Origin of the sequence: Caballeronia ptereochthonis, from assembly GCF_001545075.1 — a bacterium.
In the GTDB taxonomy this organism is placed as follows: Bacteria; Pseudomonadota; Gammaproteobacteria; order Burkholderiales; family Burkholderiaceae; genus Caballeronia; species Caballeronia ptereochthonis.
In genome coordinates this window covers 114,425-132,740 of sequence record NZ_FCOB02000012.1, presented here as the reverse complement: position 1 = coordinate 132,740, position 18,316 = coordinate 114,425, and the positions used below count along the sequence as shown (strand labels likewise).

Annotated in this window: 16 protein-coding genes; 9 read left to right on the top strand and 7 right to left on the bottom strand. The window is 61.6% G+C overall.

From position 1 onward, the window contains the following. Positions 1 to 111 precede the first annotated feature (111 nt). Positions 112 to 1,008 (top strand): LysR family transcriptional regulator, encoded by an 897-nt coding sequence (locus AWB83_RS14735; protein ID WP_087046299.1) that lies wholly within the window; start codon positions 112 to 114, stop codon positions 1,006 to 1,008. A 362-nt stretch (positions 1,009 to 1,370) separates the two neighbouring features. On the opposite strand, the gene AWB83_RS14730 is transcribed toward AWB83_RS14735, so the two are convergent. The 3 genes from AWB83_RS14730 to AWB83_RS14720 all read right to left on the bottom strand — a co-directional run bounded on the left by AWB83_RS14730 (position 1,371) and on the right by AWB83_RS14720 (position 5,611). Continuing rightward, on the bottom strand, positions 1,371 to 2,936 hold the full coding sequence (locus AWB83_RS14730; protein WP_087046298.1) for a tetratricopeptide repeat-containing S1 family peptidase: 1,566 nt from the start codon (positions 2,934 to 2,936) through the stop codon (positions 1,371 to 1,373). A gap of 8 nt (positions 2,937 to 2,944) precedes the next feature. Further along, entirely contained in the window at positions 2,945 to 3,547 is a 603-nt protein-coding gene (locus AWB83_RS14725; protein WP_143750057.1) for a trypco2 family protein, read from the bottom strand. 954 nt (positions 3,548 to 4,501) lie between these two features. Next, on the bottom strand, positions 4,502 to 5,611 hold the full coding sequence (locus AWB83_RS14720) for a LacI family DNA-binding transcriptional regulator (protein WP_087046296.1): 1,110 nt from the start codon (positions 5,609 to 5,611) through the stop codon (positions 4,502 to 4,504). 304 nt (positions 5,612 to 5,915) lie between these two features. Between AWB83_RS14720 and AWB83_RS14715 the strand changes: the two genes are divergently transcribed. The 4 genes from AWB83_RS14715 (at position 5,916) to AWB83_RS14700 (ending at position 10,362) form a co-directional block, all read left to right on the top strand. Beyond that, positions 5,916 to 7,244 (top strand): MFS transporter, encoded by a 1,329-nt coding sequence (locus tag AWB83_RS14715; RefSeq protein ID WP_087046295.1) that lies wholly within the window; start codon positions 5,916 to 5,918, stop codon positions 7,242 to 7,244. Positions 7,245 to 7,309: 65 nt separating this feature from the next. Then, entirely contained in the window at positions 7,310 to 8,272 is a 963-nt protein-coding gene (locus AWB83_RS14710; RefSeq protein ID WP_087046361.1) for a Dap2 family DHDPS-related protein, read from the top strand. A gap of 24 nt (positions 8,273 to 8,296) precedes the next feature. Next, entirely contained in the window at positions 8,297 to 9,418 is a 1,122-nt protein-coding gene (gene aroB / locus AWB83_RS14705; protein WP_087046294.1) for a 3-dehydroquinate synthase, read from the top strand. A gap of 11 nt (positions 9,419 to 9,429) precedes the next feature. Beyond that, positions 9,430 to 10,362: a PfkB family carbohydrate kinase gene (locus tag AWB83_RS14700; protein ID WP_087046293.1), complete on the top strand. Its 933-nt coding sequence runs from the start codon at positions 9,430 to 9,432 to the stop codon at positions 10,360 to 10,362. Positions 10,363 to 10,447: 85 nt separating this feature from the next. Here AWB83_RS14700 and garD read toward each other — a convergent pair whose 3' ends face one another. Beyond that, positions 10,448 to 12,040, bottom strand: coding sequence for a galactarate dehydratase (gene garD / locus AWB83_RS14695; protein WP_087046292.1), 1,593 nt, complete (start codon positions 12,038 to 12,040; stop codon positions 10,448 to 10,450). A gap of 208 nt (positions 12,041 to 12,248) precedes the next feature. On the opposite strand from garD, the gene kdgD reads away from it, so the two are divergent. Together kdgD and AWB83_RS14685 are read left to right on the top strand one after the other, a co-directional pair. Further along, complete coding sequence (gene kdgD / locus AWB83_RS14690) at positions 12,249 to 13,166, top strand: 5-dehydro-4-deoxyglucarate dehydratase (RefSeq protein ID WP_087046291.1); 918 nt, start codon at positions 12,249 to 12,251, stop codon at positions 13,164 to 13,166. Positions 13,167 to 13,289: 123 nt separating this feature from the next. Continuing rightward, positions 13,290 to 14,642: an MFS transporter gene (locus tag AWB83_RS14685; protein ID WP_087046290.1), complete on the top strand. Its 1,353-nt coding sequence runs from the start codon at positions 13,290 to 13,292 to the stop codon at positions 14,640 to 14,642. A 63-nt stretch (positions 14,643 to 14,705) separates the two neighbouring features. Here the strand turns inward: AWB83_RS14685 and AWB83_RS14680 are convergent, their stop codons facing one another. Continuing rightward, entirely contained in the window at positions 14,706 to 15,038 is a 333-nt protein-coding gene (locus AWB83_RS14680) for a DUF2322 family protein (protein WP_087046360.1), read from the bottom strand. A 52-nt stretch (positions 15,039 to 15,090) separates the two neighbouring features. Continuing rightward, entirely contained in the window at positions 15,091 to 15,585 is a 495-nt protein-coding gene (locus tag AWB83_RS14675) for an MOSC domain-containing protein (RefSeq protein WP_087046289.1), read from the bottom strand. A gap of 162 nt (positions 15,586 to 15,747) precedes the next feature. Here AWB83_RS14675 and AWB83_RS14670 point away from each other — a divergent pair, with 162 nt between their 5' ends. Next, positions 15,748 to 16,212, top strand: a complete 465-nt coding sequence (locus AWB83_RS14670) for a GNAT family N-acetyltransferase (protein ID WP_087046288.1) — start codon at positions 15,748 to 15,750, stop codon at positions 16,210 to 16,212. After that, positions 16,209 to 16,826: an FMN-dependent NADH-azoreductase gene (locus AWB83_RS14665; RefSeq protein ID WP_087046287.1), complete on the top strand. Its 618-nt coding sequence runs from the start codon at positions 16,209 to 16,211 to the stop codon at positions 16,824 to 16,826. Before AWB83_RS14670 ends, AWB83_RS14665 begins: the two co-directional genes overlap by 4 nt. Before the next feature lie 6 nt (positions 16,827 to 16,832). On the opposite strand, the gene pdxR is transcribed toward AWB83_RS14665, so the two are convergent. Next, on the bottom strand, positions 16,833 to 18,299 hold the full coding sequence (pdxR, locus tag AWB83_RS14660) for a MocR-like pyridoxine biosynthesis transcription factor PdxR (RefSeq protein ID WP_087046286.1): 1,467 nt from the start codon (positions 18,297 to 18,299) through the stop codon (positions 16,833 to 16,835). Positions 18,300 to 18,316: the final 17 nt, after the last annotated feature.

The following is an 18,316-nucleotide window of genomic DNA, read 5'->3' as shown; positions in this document are numbered from 1 at the left end:
CGTGCTTCCTCAAGCGGTCGAACCCAGTGTACGGTGTCAAAACCATGAAAACCAATACATTCTGCTAAGCTTGTTCCTGCCAGAAAGTTATACCTTCAACGAGTCCGGACCATGCTCAAAGTGCGCCATCTGGAGATTTTCCGCGCGGTCGTGAAGTCCGGCAGCGTGTCGGCCGCCGCGCGTCTGCTGTATGTCTCGCAGCCCGCCGTCACCAAGACGTTGCGCATGCTCGAGGAGGAAATCGGCCTCACGCTGTTTCTGCGTGTCAAAGGGCGCCTGGTGTGCACGCCCGAGGCCGAGGCGATCCTGCCGGAAATCGAGCGCCTGTTCGGCAGCGTGCAATCGATTGCGGAGACCGCGCGCGAGATTCAGCAAGGACATCGCGGGTCGATTCGCGTGTCGACGGTGTCGATGCTCGCGACCACCATCGTCGCGCGTGCGGTGGGCGAGTTTCGTGAGACTCATCCGTATGTGGAATTCGATATCCGCGCACTGCCGACGCGTCACGTCGTCGAATACGTGAACAACAACCAGGCGGATTTCGGCATTCTCGATGTGGCCGCGCCTTCCGGCACGCTCGAGGTCGAAGAGTTCTGCAGCGCGGAGCTGCGCTGCGTGATGCGCGCCGGGCACCGGCTCGCGGGGCGCAAGACCATTACGCCGAAAATGCTGGACAAGGAAACGCTTGCCACGTTCGGCGAGGACACGCTCACAGGCTGGCGGCTGCGCGAGGCTTTTCGCGCGCAAGACCGGATGTTTACGAGTACGTTCGTCTCCAACAGTACGCCGGTGCTTTGCGCGCTCGTGAGGGAAGCCAACGCGGTGGCGCTCGTCGATCCTTTCGCGCTGATGGGACGCTCGTTCCCTGATCTGATCGCACGGCCATTCTCGCCGGCCGTGCCGGTCGAGCCGCGTTTCCTGTTCGCGCCTGGTCGCCCGCGTTCGGTGATCGTCAATCAGTTCGTATTGCAGCTCAAGAAGACAGCGGATCAGATGGCGATGCGATAGGGCGATCCTCGGGGCTTGCCAAAACGCTCAAATGAACGACGGTCCTTGGTTTCATTCGATGCATGGAACATTGAACTAGCCATGTCTTTCGGAGGAGGTCATTTTATGCTCTTGAGGCATAGCGATAAGCCGGCGTTCCGTGAGGGCGCCGTCGCCCGTCGGCAAGCGTCTCGTGGAAGGCGTGACGCGGGTGCTCGCCGTCTTGCCGGAGCAAGTCCTATGCGCGAAGGTGTTCGATACAGCTAGCTTCCCGGCAATTATCGCAGGTCAACTTTGACGAGCTTTTTTACGCATTCTCGAAGCTGTATCGCGCGTGTCGCCCGACGGAACCGCCAGATTTTGCATCTTAAGTACGGTTACGCCTACTTGGCATGATCCAGAATGGCCTTCGCCTCGTTTGCATGCGGACCGGACGGGGCAACGTTCAGATAGTCCTGCAGGGTATCAAAGGATTTCGACGTGAGTCCCGCGGCGCTTTGAATCTTCGCTAGGTCGTAAAGCGATCGCGACTCAGCCGCAGTATTGCCAGCTTGGCGTGACAAAGCCACAGCTTGGGAAACACTCTCCTGCGCCTCTGCATATCGCCCCTTGCTGAATTGAACTTCAGCAAGATTGGTGAGCGCGTTGGCGGCGCTCACGTAGTCGCCGCTCTTTATGAACAATTCGGAAGCGGTGTCATACTGACTAATCGCAGCATGCATACTGCCTTTATTCTCGGATATCGCGGCAGCGGTGTAGTACGCTTTCCCCTCTTCCGCGGGGGAGAGATACTTCTTCTGCGACAGCACATACGAAATGTTCTTCTGCGCCGCGACATTGTTGTTGCTCTGAAGGTGCGCTTGTGCAAGGACGAGCTGGGCTGCAATCTTTCCCTCCCTGTTTCCGGTGCTTTTATATGCAGCCAACGCCGTTCGCGAGCTGGCGAGCGATGTGATCGGGCGACCTAGGAGCGCTTCCCGGTTCGCAATGCGAACGTACGCTTGGCCGACGTCGTTGGCATCGGCAATTGGATAAAGCGGAGGAACCGCATCCTCCATACCCCGATGCATCAAAGCTTTTACAAGCGGACACTGGATCAAGTGCTTTGCGCGATCATCATATAAGGCCGGATTCTTCGATATCAATTTTCCCCAGGTGTAGAGCTCGAGATTTGTCGGACGATCCGGCGTCTTTCTGAGCATCTCGGCAAACTCTGCGCTCTTTAAATCACCCGACTTAAGGCGCTCGTCGAGCGCCTTAACCCTTGTAGACATCGGGATAAGATTCAGAAGGTTCTGCGCATCGCTCATCGGCACATAGCGGGCAGCCGTACCGCCTATGCCAATCTGCGCGCGACAAGTGCCAAGCGAGCTTCCAGACGGATCGATCAGCGGTCCCCCGCTATCACCACCCGTCGACAAACTTTGCTGAACTTCGATGTTTCCATTCACTGCGATGACATGTACGGCCTGCTCGTGGAAAACAGCCTTCTCGTCTCCGATTTTCGGATAGTTCATTACATAGAGAGTCGTCGACTGGTTTGGTTCTCGCAAAACGATATCCACAGCATGGACGGTTGATGGCAGCGGATGGCTCAACTGAAGTAGAGCTAGGTCAGTCGGAGCATCGATCGTGCTCACGACTTTGGCGTCGGTCTTTTCCCCGGGGATGACGGGACTCTCCGCGTGAATGGCTTCCTTGGAAGTCGCAGTCTCGATTACATGCTTGTCAGTCAGAACGAATCCGTGTTCGGCATCAATGAGATACCCGGTTCCCCAAATGTCGCCGTCTCCTATCGTGATACGGAGCACCGCGCCACTGTATTCGTTGCGAAGCTGAACTTCATCCATCTTTGGCGGTTCGAAGTTTCCACATTCCGCGATTGCAGTCGCAGCCCCACCCAGATTGAACCCGGCGCAGAACGCTATGCTGAGGAAGAGACGCTTCACGGCACCTCCTATTTTCCGGGCGTCTTGGGGTAAGCGAAACTGACCGTGAGCTTTTGAATCGCTGTCTTGGTGACATCACCCGAGAAATCAGCAGTGATCGGGGTAATCTTGGGCCCGACATCTGCATTCACATTCGTCTCGACAGTGAATTGCAATGTCAGGTCGAGTGCCGACGGCTTTAGCGGCACGCGCGACTTCTCCGCATCCTTCACGCCCTTTGCCGCGCTCACGATCGTTTCCTCGAGTGTCTGCGTGAGCGATGCGGAAGCGACGTTTCTCTCGGCACCGGGGCTTGGAGGCTTCAACGTCAGCACGACTTGTTGCGCCTTATCTTGTTCCCAGTGTCCGCCAACGGAAATTACCCAAAGCGTCACGCCTCCGCCTACCTTTACCTTCACAACGGTCTGCAAATCCAGTTTCACTTCACTTAGGGGGGGCAAATTGCTCTCGGCAAGCGTCGACTGGACGTTTGCCAGAGCTTGCTGCACCTGGTTAAGAACGCTTTCAATTTCCGCAGGCGGGCCTTCTGGAACGGCTGGCCGTTTCGCGTTGGCGTGGACACCAACAACGAGAAGGAATGCGGCGACCATCACTCGAAGACTCTCGTTCATTATTGTTCTCCGCTTTCCACGGCTTACAAACACTACAAAATGCCACGACTAACGCTACCGATTTCTGAAGAGTCTAGGATATATTTTTGAGCGGAGGTGAACAGTTCTCATCTGATAAAAACCCTTCATTCTGGCGTCGCGCCCTGACTCGGGACCGAGTTCCGACCTAAACGAAGCTTCTGTAATTGGGCACGCAAACCTCTAGCACGATCGTGCGTTGACATTGGATTTAGCGGATCAAAACGGGAATTTTTGGAAGGCCCAATCGTTTCGCGGACGCCGACAACTTATTGACTGCGAGAAGCTGAGTAACCGGGACGGCCGGCCATCGGCGGTTCCTTCTTCACGATCGAGGTGTAAAGAAGACGTCGACCCCGCGCTGAGGAATCCTGCCTTCACAGAGACGCTAGTCGTCGAAAGATACAACCCGGGGAAGCCCACTACCGGGACACGAAGGGGCTTGAATCACAGTATCCGACACGTTGCCGCCAGCGAACGCACGAAAAACGTAGCATCGCACCCAGAGATTTAACGGCATTTCAAGGCTGGCTTCGCTGATGGGACATCTGCCGCATAGACAGCCACACGAGCCTCGAATACATCACGGGGAACGGCTTGCCAGCTGGCTGCGCAGCGATCATGTGAGAACATCCCTGAGGTAAGAGTAAGGGAAGTCGCCGTTCATTCTTCGATAGTGTTCATGCGGCCACACCGCGCGCCATCAGCCCAACAAAGAGCCAGCCCACTCGCAAGCGGATCAAGCAGGCAAGCGGCGGGATCAACTTCAACGGGAATATCATGAATATGGCCCGCCAAGCTTAAAACGGAGTATCGTCCACTCCGCTGCTCGAAGATGCTTCGACCGACGCGACAAGTTGGCGTATGCCGTGCTACCGAGGCGCCGGTCGGTCATGGCACCGCGTCGATGAAGATCACTCTCCGTGAGGGATCAAGTTATGCCGGCGCCGGGCCCGTCGAATCGCGCTCGATAATCGAGACATCGAGCATCGGAGGACATTCGGCGGCTTTTCCCGCGATTCGATCTATCAGGTATTCAGCCGCCAGCTCGCCCATCTGGCGGTCCGGTACACGTATGGTTGTCAAGGCAGGCTGAAAGTGCGCCGCAAGTTCAATGTCGTCGAAGCCTGAAATCGACACTGCACCGGGTACTTCCAGGCCCATTTCCTTTGCCTCGAGAAGTGCGGCTATCGCCAACGCGTCGTTCCCGCAGATGATGGCGGTAGGAGCCGGATCAGCATTCATCATTCGCTGAAACGCAGCCCGTGCAAAAGGAATGCGCGAGGTCGCGTTGTCGGCCATCACCGCCAGATGCTGCGGCCTGACGGCAAGCCCGTTCCGAGCAAGCGTGTCGGTAATCGCTTTCAACCGTGCCTCGACGCGACTGTTGTCCTTCTGCGATTGGAAAATCACTCCGAATCGACTATGGCCAAGCTGAAGCAGACGCAGCGTCATCAATTCATACGCGCGAGTGTGCTCGAAGCCGACGCAAGGCCGCTGGCTGTCTGCGCGCCGGCCGAATGTAATGACGTACGGTATGCCTTTCGCCTCCAGCAGCTCGAACAGAGCATCAGGATAATCGTCGCCAAGCAGCGCGAGCGCGTCGACACCTCGCGCGATCATTCCTCGCGCCTGCCGGTAACCCTCCATAGGATCATACGATGAGCAGGCGACGAAGACCGCCAGCCCTTCAACGCCGAGGCGAGCCTGGAAAGCCTGGAGTTGCTGGTGAAATTTCTCATGCTGGAGTGTGGGCACGATCGCGCCGACCGCGTACGAGCGGCGCGAAACGAGCGAACGGGCCGCTGCATTCGGTACCCAGTCCAATTGGGTAATTGCAGCCTGGACCTTGGCTCGTGTCTGCTCCGTGACTTTCGCTGGTTCGTTCAGAAACCGCGACACGGTGGCGGTAGACACGCCGGCCAGGCGCGCAACGTCGGCCAACAGAGGCTGGGCCGTCAATGCAGCGTTGGCGGAAGCCAACATTTCAGATTCGGTCTGGGGGGAGGCAGCAGCGTCGCCTGCCGAGTCGTTGGAGACTCCCATAGCAAGTCATACCTCGATGTAAGCGATACGCTTACGATAAGTGTTTTCCCTTAATGACGCAACTTGCCGTTCGAGCGCAAGATGCCTGCGGATTGATAATGTAAGCGCTAATCATAGTACTAAAACGAGCGGTGTTCCATATTTGCCAGACAGAGAAGATCGCTGTCGATAAGTCTGTGCAATGCGTGATTTACGCTTACATTTCGGCTACCCGCCCATCCGGGAAGCCCGGCATCGGCGTGGCGGCAAAACCCGGCCGCCCGTACTGACCACATGCGCTCGCATGAATACATGGAGACATCAAATGACAGATCGCCCCACACCCCCGCCCGCTCCGCCACGGATTCGGCGCCAGCAATTGATCGCAATGGCCTTGCTCATGCTGAGCGGCGTGATCAATTACCTGGATCGCGGCACGCTTGCGGTGGCCAACGAGCTCGTCCGCGGCGACCTCGGGCTCACAATGGGGCAGATGGGCGTCCTGCTGTCCGCCTTCTCGTGGACCTACGCCGTGTGTCAACTCCCGATTGGCGTACTGGTCGATCGGATCGGACCTCGCTGGCTCCTGGGCATCGGCCTGGTCATCTGGTCGGTTTCGCAGGCTGCGGGCGGCTTTGCCGCAACGTTCGGCTTTTTTGTCATCGCCCGGCTCGTGCTCGGGATCGGCGAGGCGCCCCAGTTTCCATCGGCGGCCCGAGTGGTAGGGAATTGGTTTCCGCCTGCGTCGCGCGGCGCACCCACCGGCATTTTCAACTCGGCCTCGCCGCTCGGGATTGCACTCGCCCCGCTCGTCCTTTCGCCGTTGATTGCCGTTCTTGACTGGCGTTGGGCTTTCTGGATGACGGGTGCTGCCGGACTGGTCGTGGCGCTTGTCTGGGTCGCCATGTATCGCGACCCGGTGAAGTCGCGAATGTCCGAGGAAGAGCGCGCTTACCTTGAATCCGGCGTCGAAGTCTCGGACAAGCCGCCCGCCAACGTCAGCTTCGCGGAGTGGCGCGCCCTGTTTTCCTACCCCGCCACGTGGGGCATGCTGATCGGATTTTTTGGCTCCGTGTACCTCAACTGGGTCTATCTCACCTGGTTACCGGGCTATCTCAGAACCGCGCGGCATATGAGCCTCGCAAACACAGGCTTCGCCGCAGCGGTTCCGTTCTTTTGTGGCTTCCTGGGTGCACTGGTTGCCGGATGGGTCTCCGACCGCATCGCAAGCAAGAGCGCGTCACCCGTGGGCGGGCGCCGGAACGCGATGGTATTTGCGATGCTCGGAATGGTCGTCTTCACCGTGCCCGCTGCATTCGTCGAAAGCAACACGATCGCCTTGGCGTGCATCTCGGTCGTGATTTTTCTTGCCAACGCGTCGTCGGCTTGCGCGTGGTCGCTCGCGACAGTCACGGCGCCGCCCAGCCGGATTGCCTCGCTCGGTGCGATCCAGAATTTCGGTGGTTTCCTCGGTGGCGCGTTGGCGCCTCTGCTGACCGGATATATCGCACAGGCATGGTCATTCGTCCCGGCGCTTCTGACTGGCGCGGGAATCGCTCTCGTCGGCTCGATGGCATACCTGTTCCTGGTCCGCAAACCGATTCCGGAACGAGACCCCTCGGCGAACACCATCCCGTTTCAGGTCTCGACCTGACAGCGCATTGCACACAGGCAAATCGTCAATCATTTCCAAGAGGAGCAGGCATCGTGAACATCAATATGCCGACAACCGCCATCGAGGGCATCGTCCCGGTCATGCTCACCCCTTTTCTCGACAGCGGTGAAGTCGACTACGCGGGGCTGGAGCGTCTGATCGAATGGTATGTGGCGCACCGATCGGACGCGCTGTTCGCCGTCGCTCAGTCGAGCGAAATGCAGTTCCTTACCCTCCCTGAACGGGTCGCGATCGCCCGATTCGTCGTGGAGAAGGTTGGCGGTCGCATCCCGGTCGTCGCATCCGGCCATATCAGCGATTCCATCGGTGACCAGATCGAGGAGCTCCGTGCGGTCGCATCCACCGGAGTGCAGGGCATCGTGCTTGTCACGAACAGGCTTGATCCGAAACACGAGGGTACGGCGGTATTCCTTGCCAACCTTCATCAATTGCTCTCCGCGCTGCCGCCGGAAGTACCGCTCGGCCTGTACGAGTGTCCGGCGCCGTATCGCCGCTTGCTCACCGATGACGAACTCAAGGTGTGCATCGACTCGGGGCGGTTCGTGATGCTGAAGGACGTGAGTTGCGACCTGAGCACCGTCGTCCGGAGAGTGGCAATGGCGGAGGGGTCGCCGCTCAAGATCCTGAACGCAAACGCGGCCATCGCATGGGACGCAATGAAAGCAGGCGCGGCCGGATTCAACGGGGTATTCAACAACTTCCATCCCGATCTCTATCAATGGCTGCGCAGCGACAGCGCAAGCCATCCGGCGCTCGCAGAGGCGTTGTCGACCTTTCTCGTGCTCGCGGCGGTGTCGGAAGCACTCGGCTATCCCGCGCTTGCGAAGATGTACCACCAGCGCATTGGCACATTCTCGTCCATCGGTTGCCGCGCAATCGACTATGACGTCCGCCAGCGCTTCTGGGCCCTCGATGCAGTGCTCGACAAGATCGTCGCCGGCACCGAAGACTTCCGCTCGAAGATTTGCGCCTTGTCGCTCGAACCGCGTCACGGCAAAGCAGGCTAACTAACACCAGATACGGAATTGAAAATGAGTGACGTAATCGCCGCTGAGCAGCGAAACGACAAACGCATCGTCCAGATCGAGCTTGGCGACCGTAGCTACCCGATCGTGATCGGGCGCCGCTTGTTCGATGACGCATCAGTCTGGTCGAGTGCCGGCGAAGGCGACTGCGCGGCAATCGTCACCAACACGACCGTGGGGCCGCTATACGCGGCCACGCTCGAACGCGCGATCTCGAACCGGTTCAGGCGCGTGATCCATATCGAACTGCGCGATGGCGAGGAATTCAAGGATGCCGCGTCGCTGAATCACATTTTCGACCGGCTGCTTTCCGAGCGCGCAGACAGGAAAACCGTGTTGTTCGCATTGGGAGGCGGCGTGGTGGGTGACATGACGGGCTTCGCGGCCGCATGTTACATGCGCGGCATCCCGTTCGTGCAAGTCCCGACAACGCTGCTCGCCCAGGTCGATTCATCAGTCGGCGGCAAGACTGCCATCAATCATCCTCTCGGGAAAAACATGATTGGAGCGTTCTATCAACCGCGGCTCGTCGTCGCCGACCTGGACACGCTGTCGACGCTTCCTGCCCGCGAGTTCGCCGCCGGACTCGCCGAGGTGATCAAGTACGGCCCTGTCCTCGACCCTCAGTTCTTCAACTGGATCGAGACGAACATCGACGCACTCATTGCGCGCGACACCGACGCATTGGGATATGCAATACAACGTTGCTGCGAATTGAAGGCCGAGGTAGTGGCCAAGGACGAGCACGAGGCGAATGTGCGGGCGGTTCTCAATTTCGGGCACACCTTCGGTCATGCCATCGAAACCGGCGCCGGCTATGGCGTGTGGATGCACGGCGAGGCTGTTGGTTGCGGCATGGCGATGGCCGCCGACCTGTCGGCGCGCCTCGGCATGATCTCCGAGGCATTCGCGATTCGATTGCGCCGTCTGGTCGAGCGCGCCGGGTTTCCCGTCGTCGGGCCGCGACTGGGCGCCGATCGGTATCTCGAGCTGATGCGTCATGACAAGAAATCGGAGGGAGGTGAGATTCGCTTCGTGCTGCTCGATGAAGATGGCCATGCGAGCATCAGGCCCGCACCGGACACGATCGTGCGTCAGGTGATCGACGCCAATTGTCAAAGGAGCTGAGAGAACACATCATGTCCGAGAAGCACATCATCTGCCTTGGCTCCGCTCTGTGGGACACCATTTTCCGCGTGGACCATATCCCGCCGCACGGCGGCAAGGTTTTGCCGACCATAGCGGTGCAAGGCGCCTCGGGGATGGCAACGGTCGCCGCGGTCAGCATCGCGCGGCTGGGCGGGCGGGTCAGCCTGTGGAGCCGCATCGGCGACGACCATACCGGCCAGATGTTCATTGAAGATCTGGCTCGCGAAGGCGTTTCGACAGCGGGCGTCCGGCAATTGCCGAATGTGCGCACCCCGTTCTCGACGATTCTGGTCGACAAGCACGGAGAACGATTGGTGGTGCCGTATTTCGACCCCGCGCTCGATACCGATACGGGGTGGCTGCCACTGCACGAAATCGCGAGCGCGGGCGCGGTCCTCTGCGACATGCGTTGGCTGCAAGGCGCCGAGGTGCTGTTTTCACATGCGCGACGCCTGAGTATTCCGACCATCCTCGACGCCGACGTCGCTCCGGTCGACGACCTTCGAGCCATGATGCCGCTGGCCGACCACGTGCTGCTTTCGGAGCCGGCATTACATTCCCTGAGCGGGGCGTCCTCACCAGAAGAGGCGCTCGTGGAAGTCGCGTCTACTCTGAGCGCCAGGGTAGTCGGGGTAACACTCGGCGCGCGTGGAAGTCTGATCTGGCAGAACGACGACGGAGCCGGAACGCTAAGTCGCTTTCCCACCATCAACATCCGCGCGCTCGATACGCTCAATGCGGGAGATGTGTGGCACGGCACGTACGCCTACGGTATTACGCGCGGCTGGGATCTTTCCCGAACAGTGCGCGCAGCAAGCGTCGCGGCAGCGATGAAGTGTGAGCACTTCGGCGGTCGCGCAGGAGCACCCCGTCTGCCTCAGTTGCTCGAGCGGCTGCAACTTGGCGCGGCGGAGTTTGTATAACGCCGGTCGTCCAGACAATCTGCATGAAGCGAAAAAATTGCCCCGCCGATGCGGGGCGATTCGTTTTCGCTGACCACCCTTCAAATCAGGTCACCGGCGCCGGATTGAACAATACGAGCGCGTTATGCAGCTTGAGCGCCTCGGCCTTCGTCTGCTTCCGCCCGCTCGCGACATCGAGCATCAGGCGGAACAGCTCCCAGCCCACATCCGAGATCGTCGCGTCGCCCGTGGCGATGGTGCCCGCGTTCACGTCCATCAGATCGTGCCAGCGGCGCGCGAGATCCGAACGCGTCGCGACCTTCAGCACCGGCACTTCCGCCAGGCTGTACGGCGTGCCGCGTCCCGTCGTGAACACGTGCAGGTTGATGCCCGCCGCCAGTTGCAGCGTGCCGCAGATGAAATCGCTCGCAGGCGTCGCCGCATAGATCAAGCCCTTCTGCCTGACCTTCTCGCCAGGCGAGAGAACGCCGGAAATGCTCGAGCTTCCCGACTTCACGATGGAACCCATCGCCTTCTCGACGATGTTCGAGAGCCCGCCCTTCTTGTTCCCCGGCGTCGTGTTGGCGCTGCGGTCCGCGCCGCCGCGCTTCAGGTAATCGTCGTACCACTGCATCTCGCGGATGATCGCGGCGGCCACTTCGCCGTTCGCCGCGCGCGCCGTGAGTTGCGCGACGCCGTCGCGCACTTCGGTCACTTCCGAGAACATCACCGTCGCGCCCGCGCGCACCAGCAGATCCGTCGCGAAGCCGACCGCCGGATTCGCCGTGAGGCCCGAGAACGCATCGCTGCCGCCGCACTGTACGCCGACGACCAGATCCGACGCCGGGCACGTCTCGCGCCGGCGATTGTTGAGGCGCTTCAGATGCGTCTCGGCCATGCGCATGATCGACTCGATCATCGACTGAAAACCGACGTGCGATTCGTCCTGCAGCACGACCGTGCCGCCGTTGTCATCGTGGGTGTTGTCGCCGATATCCGCCACGTCTTCCGTTTCCGCCGTCGCGGCCGCGATCGGAATGGTGCCCGGCGGCATCAGGCGCTCCGGTTGCAGCTTCTCGCAGCCGAGGCTCACCATCATCACCTCGCCGCCGAAGTTCGGGTTCAGCGCGATGTTGCGCACGGTGCGGATCGGCACCATCGCATCGGGCGCGTCGATCGCCACGCCGCAGCCGTAGGTGTGCCCGAGGCTCACGACATCGTCGACGTTCGGATACTTCGGCAGCAGTTCCGCCTTGATGCGCGTGACCGCGTGCTGCACCACGTCCGCCACGCACTGCACGGTAGTCGTAATGGCGAGGATGTTGCGCGTGCCGACCGAGCCGTCCGCGTTGCGATAGCCCTCGAACGTGAAGCCCTCGAGCGGCGATTCGTCCGGCGCCTTGATCGTCGCGATGGGCAGATCGTGCAGTTCGGGCGGCGTCGGCATGCGGGTGACGTGCTCGTTCACCCAGCTTCCCTTCGGCAAGGGCCTGGTCGCATAGCCGATCACCACGTTGTAGCGGATCACCGCGTCGCCTTCCGCGAGATCCTTCAGCGCAACCTTGTGGCCCTGCGGCACGCGCTCGCGCAGCACGAGACCGTCGGAGAACGTGGCGCCTTCGCCGAGACCGCCGTCGTTGACGACGATCGCGACGTTGTCATCCGGATGGACGCGAATATAGAGGGGAGATTGATTCATTCTGACGATTCCTTCGGCGGAACAGACCGCGCGGCCGCGCGCGGCTTGGAGTTATGTCATCCTACAACATGGGCGTCCACATTGGGTAAGTATTTACCCGAATATCTTGATTTCACACGCTTAAATTGATTGTCCCTCGTCACATCATGTTGTACGATGACATATAAGCTCGGCACCCGCCGGTCGCTGCTCACCGAGATACATCAACATGACGACACCGCAAGAACTGAAGCAAATCGTTTCCGAAGGCCTGCTCTCCTTCCCCGTGACGGACTTCGACCAACAAGGCAACTTCCGCGCCGATACGTACGCGCAGCGCCTCGAATGGCTGGCTCCGTACGGTGCTTCGGCGCTGTTCGTCGCGGGCGGCACGGGCGAGTTCTTCTCGCTGACGCAACCCGAATATTCGCAGATCGTGAAGACGGCCACCGAAGTCTGCCGTGGCAAGGTGCCTATCCTGGCAGGCGCGGGCGGCCCGACCCGTACGGCCATCGCGTTCGCGCAGGAAGCCGGGAAGCAAGGCGCGCAAGGCATTCTGCTGATGCCGCACTACCTGACCGAAGCTTCGCAGGAAGGTATTCGCGCGCATGCCGAAGAAGTCTGCAAGGCCGTGCCGAACATGGGTGTGATCATCTACAACCGCGCGAACTCGAAGCTCAACGCCGACATGCTGGAGCAACTCGCGGATAGTTGCCCGAACCTGATCGGCTTCAAGGACGGCGTCGGCGAAATCGAGAACATGGTGACGATCCGCCGCCGCCTCGGCGACCGCTTCTCGTACCTCGGTGGCCTGCCGACGGCTGAAGTCTACGCAGCGGCGTACAAGGCGCTGGGCGTGCCGGTGTACTCGTCGGCTGTGTTCAACTTCATCCCGAAGACCGCGATGCAGTTCTACCGCGCGATCGCGGCCAACGACCACGAAACCACCGGCAAGCTGATCGACGAATTCTTCCTGCCGTACCTGAAGATCCGCAACCGCCGCGCAGGCTACGCGGTGAGCATCGTCAAGGCGGGCGCGAAGCTCGTCGGCCACGACGCGGGTCCGGTCCGCGCGCCGCTCACCGACCTGACGGAAGACGAGCTCGAGCAGCTCGACGTGCTGATCAGGAAGCTCGGCGCGCAGTAAGCAGGATCAGAAGGAGACAAGCGGAACGCTTGGCGCCGCAACGGCGCCGCGCATCGCTTCACACATGAGGGCCGCCTGAGCGGCCCTCCGTGCATCAGCACGTTCGATTCGAAGGGGAAGTCCATGTCGATGAGCCGCGCCGCGAATCCCGCGGACGTCATGAAGCGCACGAAGGTGCGCTATCTCATTCTCTTGCTGATCTTCGTGATCACGACGTTCAACTACGCGGACCGCGCGACCTTGTCCGTCACCGGCTCGGCGATGCGCGCCGAATTCGGCTTCGATGCGATCCGCATGGGTTACATCTTCTCGGCCTTCAGCTGGGCGTATGTTCTGTCGCAGGTGCCCGCGGGCTGGCTGCTCGATCGCTTCGGCGCGCGGCGCGTGTATGCGACGAGCATCTTCCTGTGGTCGCTCTTCACGCTGCTGCAAAGCTCGATCGGCCTGCTCGGCAGCGCGGCCACCGCGGTGACGGCGCTCTTCGTGCTGCGTTTCATGATGGGCGCGGCGGAAGCGCCCGCATTCCCGGCCAATGCGAAAGTCGTCGCGAGCTGGTTTCCCACGCAGGAGCGCGGCACGGCATCGGCAATCTTCAACTCGGCGCAGTATTTCGCGGCTGTCGTGTTCACGCCGCTGATGGCGTGGCTCACGCATGCGTTCGGCTGGCATCACGTGTATATCGTGATGGGCGTGGCGGGCTTGCTGCTCGCACTCACGTGGCTTTCCGTGATGAAGAATCCGGCGGACCATCCGCGCGTGAACAGGCAGGAGCTCGAGTACATCGAGGCAGGCGGCGGTCTCGTGCGCGGTCACCAGCGCGCGGGCGGCGCATCGCGTATGAAGTCGAACGGCGTAGGCTGGCCGGTGGTCAAGCAGTTGCTGACCAATCGCATGCTGCTCGGCGTGTATCTCGCGCAGTACTGCATCAACGTGCTGACGTACTTCTTCCTTACCTGGTTCCCGATCTATCTCGTGCAGGCGCGTCACATGACGATCCTGCAGGCGGGCTTCGTGGCCTCCCTCCCCGCGATCTGCGGCTTCACGGGCGGCGTGCTCGGCGGCGTGATCTCCGATGGCCTCATCCGTCGCGGCCACTCGCTGACCGTCGCGCGCAAGGCGCCGATCGTCGGCGGCATGCTGCTGTCCTCGTGCATCGTCGGCTGCAACTACGTGAATGCCGACTGGGTCGTGGTCGCGTTGATGTCGCTCGCGTTCTTCGGCAAGGGCATCGGCGCGCTGGGCTGGGCCGTGGTCGCGGATACGTCGCCGAAGGAAGCCATCGGGCTCTCCGGATCGATCTTCAACATGTTCGGTAACGTGGCCGGCATCGTCACGCCGATCGTGATCGGTTATCTCGTCGCGCAGTCGGGATCGTTCAACGGCGCGCTGGCGTTCGTCGGCATCAATGCGCTGATTACCGTGTTCAGCTATCTGGTGATCGTGAAGGACATCAAGCGCGTGGAACTGCGGGTCTGAGTTCCCGCACTCGTTGATCGATCTGCCTGTTCCGTCGAAGCTTGCGGAACAGGCAGCATGACGCTAGCTCGCCTGAACGACGTCGATGCGCAGCGCCTCGCCGCCGGCGGCGATCTCGAGCAAGCGGTCGACGTTCGGATGCGCGCCGGGGCGATTGCGCGCATCGGCGGTATGTTCGGCGAACACCGCGAGACCGTGCGCGGCGGCTTGGGCGTCAAGCGCGCCGAACGCCTGCTTCAGATAGTTGTAGACCGCGAGCGAGCCTTGCTTGCCCGGCTTGTTCTCGATGCTCGCGACCACGCCGCCCTTGCCGTCGACCAGGTCGATGCGCTCGATGCCGTCGATGGCGGGCAGTTGGGCCAGGTTGTCCTTGAATACGTTGCTCGGCTGAATCACGGAAAACACTCCTCGCTATGGGTCGATGATCTGGGCGCTGTATCTTAGCCGATCAGCGCAAGGCTTCGATCGCGCTCGAAAGATCGATTGCTCCGCCCTCGACGACGCGCGCCGTGATGCCGCCGAAGCCGCGTACCGCGTTATAGCCGCCCACACCGAAAGTTTCCTCCATCCGCGAGCAGGGATGGCATTCGCCGCTCGCCTCCAGCACCGCGCCGCCGATGCGAAAGCGCCGGTCCTTCAGCGCATGAAGATTGATTCCCTTCGTGACGATATTGCGCCGCAAGTCCGAGGGCGAAACATCGTCGAGACCAAGATGACTCGCGATCGCGCGCAGGCTCTCCGCCTGAATCAGCGTGACTTGCCGGTTGCCGTCCCTGCGGCCGTAGTGATCGCCTTCGAGGCCGACGCCCGCCACTGCGAGCGCGGATTCGACCACCTGAAGCGGCGCGCGCCGCGCGACACGCAAGCCTATCCATACGACGCCGCCCGGCCTCACGGGCGCGTTCATGAGATGTGCAAGCGGAGAATCGGGATTGAGCGGCATGTGTCGAAACGGTAGGCGATGCGTTCGATTCTATCGCTCACGGTTCGAGAGCGCCGGACCGGACGAGCATCGAACATGGTCTAGTCGAGAGATCACTTCTTGGCCCTTCAGGCCGGGTCATCGAGTCGATATCGTAGGCGCCATGCAACGTGGAGAACACGCATGGACACGACCCTGACCTTCCGGCATCTCGATTCACCCGAGGACTGGACCCGCGCCTTCGACGTCATGAAGGAACTGCGGCCGCATCTGACGGACGCCGACACGTTCTGCGCGCAACTGCGCCGTCAGCGCGAGGAAAATTACCGCCTGCTCGCCGCCTGCGACGCCGAAGGCACGATCCTCGGTCTCGCCGGATATCGCGCGCAAACGAATACGCTGTACGGGCGCTTCATCTATGTCGACGACCTCGTCGTGACCGCGCGGCTGCAACGCGGCGGCATCGGGGCGCAACTGCTCGACAAGGTCCGCGAGATCGCACGTCATGCGCGCTGCGCGCATTTCGTGCTCGATACGGGCTTGCACATGCCGCTCGCGCAACGCTTCTACTTCCGCAACGGCCTGCTCGCGAAAGGCATGCACTTCGTCGAACCGCTCGTTCAGAACGACACGGAGCGCGCGCGATGAAGATTCTTTTCGTCAACGCGAGCCCGCACGGCGAAGCGAGCCATGGCTACGGGCTTGCGCTCGAGATGATCCGCACGTTGGGCAAGAGCGCGCAGGTGTCGGTGGTCGAACGCGATCTCGCCTCGCAGCCATTGCCGCCGATCACGCAGGACTATGCACGCGCCATCACGTCGCGCGATCCGGATGCGAGCCGGTTCGACGTGTCCGAGCCGCTCGTGGGCGAGATCGAAGCGACGGACGCGCTCATCATCAATACGCCGATGCACAACTTCACGGTGCCCGCCGCGCTGAAGCTGTGGATCGACTACGTGCTGCGCATTCACCGCACCTTCGCCGCGACGCCCGAAGGCAAGGTCGGGTTGATGCGCGACCGGCCCGCGTTCGTGATCGTCGGCTCGGGCGGGTTTCATAGCGGCGAGCATGCGCGGCAGCAGGATTTCCTCACACCGTATCTGCGTTACGCGCTCGGCTCCATCGGCCTGAAGAGCCTGCACTTCGTCCTGCTGGAGGGACTCGTGCGCGGCGACGAAGCCGTGACGGACGCCCTGCGGTCCGCCCGCGAAGAAATCGCGCGGCACGCGCTCTTCGGGTCCGGCGACGCCATCACGCTCTAGCGCTGCTCATCCGTCGTACGCGCGCCGCAGCATGCGCGCGAGACGCGCCGCTTCAGCCGCATCCGTGACATTGGCGAAGCCGAGCACCATGCCGCGCAGCGTGCGCTTCGTGCGCGCGCCGAGATACCACGACGACAGCCCGCTCACCGCGAGCCCCGCTTCCCGCGCGCGTGCGGCGATCGCCAGATCATCGACGGGACCGTTCGCGTCCGCGTTGAACAGCATGACGAGATGCATCCCGCCCGAGGGCGGCTCGATGCTCGCCCTGTCTCCGAATGCTTTCACCAGCGCCTGCGCAAACACCCCGCGCCGCTCCGCATAGAGCGCCCGCATGCGCTTCAGATGCCGCGCGAAGTGCCCCTGCGCGATGAAATCCGCGACGGCCGCCTGCAACAGATGCGGCGGCCCGGCGTTCATGCTCTTGGTGAGCTGCTCGAAGCGCGCGATCGCCCGCTCCGGCGCCACGACATACGACAGCCGCAAGCCCGGAAACAGGACCTTGCTGAAGGTGCCGCAGTAGATCACGCGATCGTTGACGTCGAGACTCTTCAGCGCAGGCAGCGGACGGCCCGCGTAACGGAACTCGCTGTCGTAATCGTCCTCGACGACCCAGCTTCCCGCGCGTTGCGCCCAGTCGAGCAGCTTCATGCGCCGCGCGAGCGACAGCGTGACGCCCAGCGGACTCTGATGCGAGGGCGTGACGATGGCGAAACGCGCGTGCGCATCGAGCGTCTGTCCGGCGTCGACGTCGAGCCCGTCGTGATCGATCGGCACCGGCACGAGCTTCAGTCCCGCCTCGACAAGAAAATTGCGTGCCAGAAAATAGCCCGGCTCCTCGAACCATGCGCTGTCGTCCGGCTTCGCGAGACCGCGCAGGACAAGCTCGAGCGATGCGCGATAGCCGCTGGTCACGAACACCTGCTCCGGCGTGCACTCGACGCCGCGCGACAGACCCAGATAAGTGGCGATGCGCTCGCGCAGCGGCCCATAACCCGCGGGATCGGGATAGGTCAGCGAAGCGAGATCGACGCTGCGCGCGCGACGCATGACGAGGCGGCTCCAGACCTTGCGAGGAAACGCATCGAGCGCGGGCAAGCCGGGGCGCAGCGGCTTCGCGTCGTGGCCGATATCGGCGGCGGCGGCTTGCCTCGAGCGCGGCACATCGGCGCGTTCGCGACCCTTGCGGGCCGATGTGCACATGACCGAATCCGGCAGCGACGACGAAACGAACGTGCCCGCGGCGCCGCGCATCTGCAAATAGCCCTCGTCGACGAGGATGTTGTAGGCCGTCTCGACGGTGCCGCGCGCGGTATTCAGTTGCGTCGCGAGTCCACGCAGCGCGGGCACGCGGTCGCCCGGCTTCAGATGCCCGGCCGCGATCGCCGCCTTGAAGCGCTCGCAAATCTGCAGATAAATCGGCGACGCCTTGCGCCGGTCGATTTCGAGGTTCAGCGCGTGTTCCGTCGGCGTCATCGAGGGCTCTCTTGGAC

Bases quoted from the DNA above. Each gene is read 5' to 3' on its own strand.
- AWB83_RS14735 (WP_087046299.1), top strand. From the start codon at position 112: ATGCTCAAAGTGCGCCATCTGGAGATTTTCCGCGCGGTCGTGAAGTCC.
- AWB83_RS14725 (WP_143750057.1), bottom strand. From the start codon at position 3,547: ATGAACGAGAGTCTTCGAGTGATGGTCGCCGCATTCCTTCTCGTTGTT.
- AWB83_RS14720 (WP_087046296.1), bottom strand. From the start codon at position 5,611: ATGGGAGTCTCCAACGACTCGGCAGGCGACGCTGCTGCCTCCCCCCAG.
- AWB83_RS14715 (WP_087046295.1), top strand. From the start codon at position 5,916: ATGACAGATCGCCCCACACCCCCGCCCGCTCCGCCACGGATTCGGCGC.
- AWB83_RS14710 (WP_087046361.1), top strand. From the start codon at position 7,310: ATGCCGACAACCGCCATCGAGGGCATCGTCCCGGTCATGCTCACCCCT.
- aroB (WP_087046294.1), top strand. From the start codon at position 8,297: ATGAGTGACGTAATCGCCGCTGAGCAGCGAAACGACAAACGCATCGTC.
- AWB83_RS14700 (WP_087046293.1), top strand. From the start codon at position 9,430: ATGTCCGAGAAGCACATCATCTGCCTTGGCTCCGCTCTGTGGGACACC.
- garD (WP_087046292.1), bottom strand. From the start codon at position 12,040: ATGAATCAATCTCCCCTCTATATTCGCGTCCATCCGGATGACAACGTC.
- kdgD (WP_087046291.1), top strand. From the start codon at position 12,249: ATGACGACACCGCAAGAACTGAAGCAAATCGTTTCCGAAGGCCTGCTC.
- AWB83_RS14685 (WP_087046290.1), top strand. From the start codon at position 13,290: ATGTCGATGAGCCGCGCCGCGAATCCCGCGGACGTCATGAAGCGCACG.
- AWB83_RS14675 (WP_087046289.1), bottom strand. From the start codon at position 15,585: ATGCCGCTCAATCCCGATTCTCCGCTTGCACATCTCATGAACGCGCCC.
- AWB83_RS14670 (WP_087046288.1), top strand. From the start codon at position 15,748: ATGGACACGACCCTGACCTTCCGGCATCTCGATTCACCCGAGGACTGG.
- AWB83_RS14665 (WP_087046287.1), top strand. From the start codon at position 16,209: ATGAAGATTCTTTTCGTCAACGCGAGCCCGCACGGCGAAGCGAGCCAT.
- pdxR (WP_087046286.1), bottom strand. From the start codon at position 18,299: ATGACGCCGACGGAACACGCGCTGAACCTCGAAATCGACCGGCGCAAG.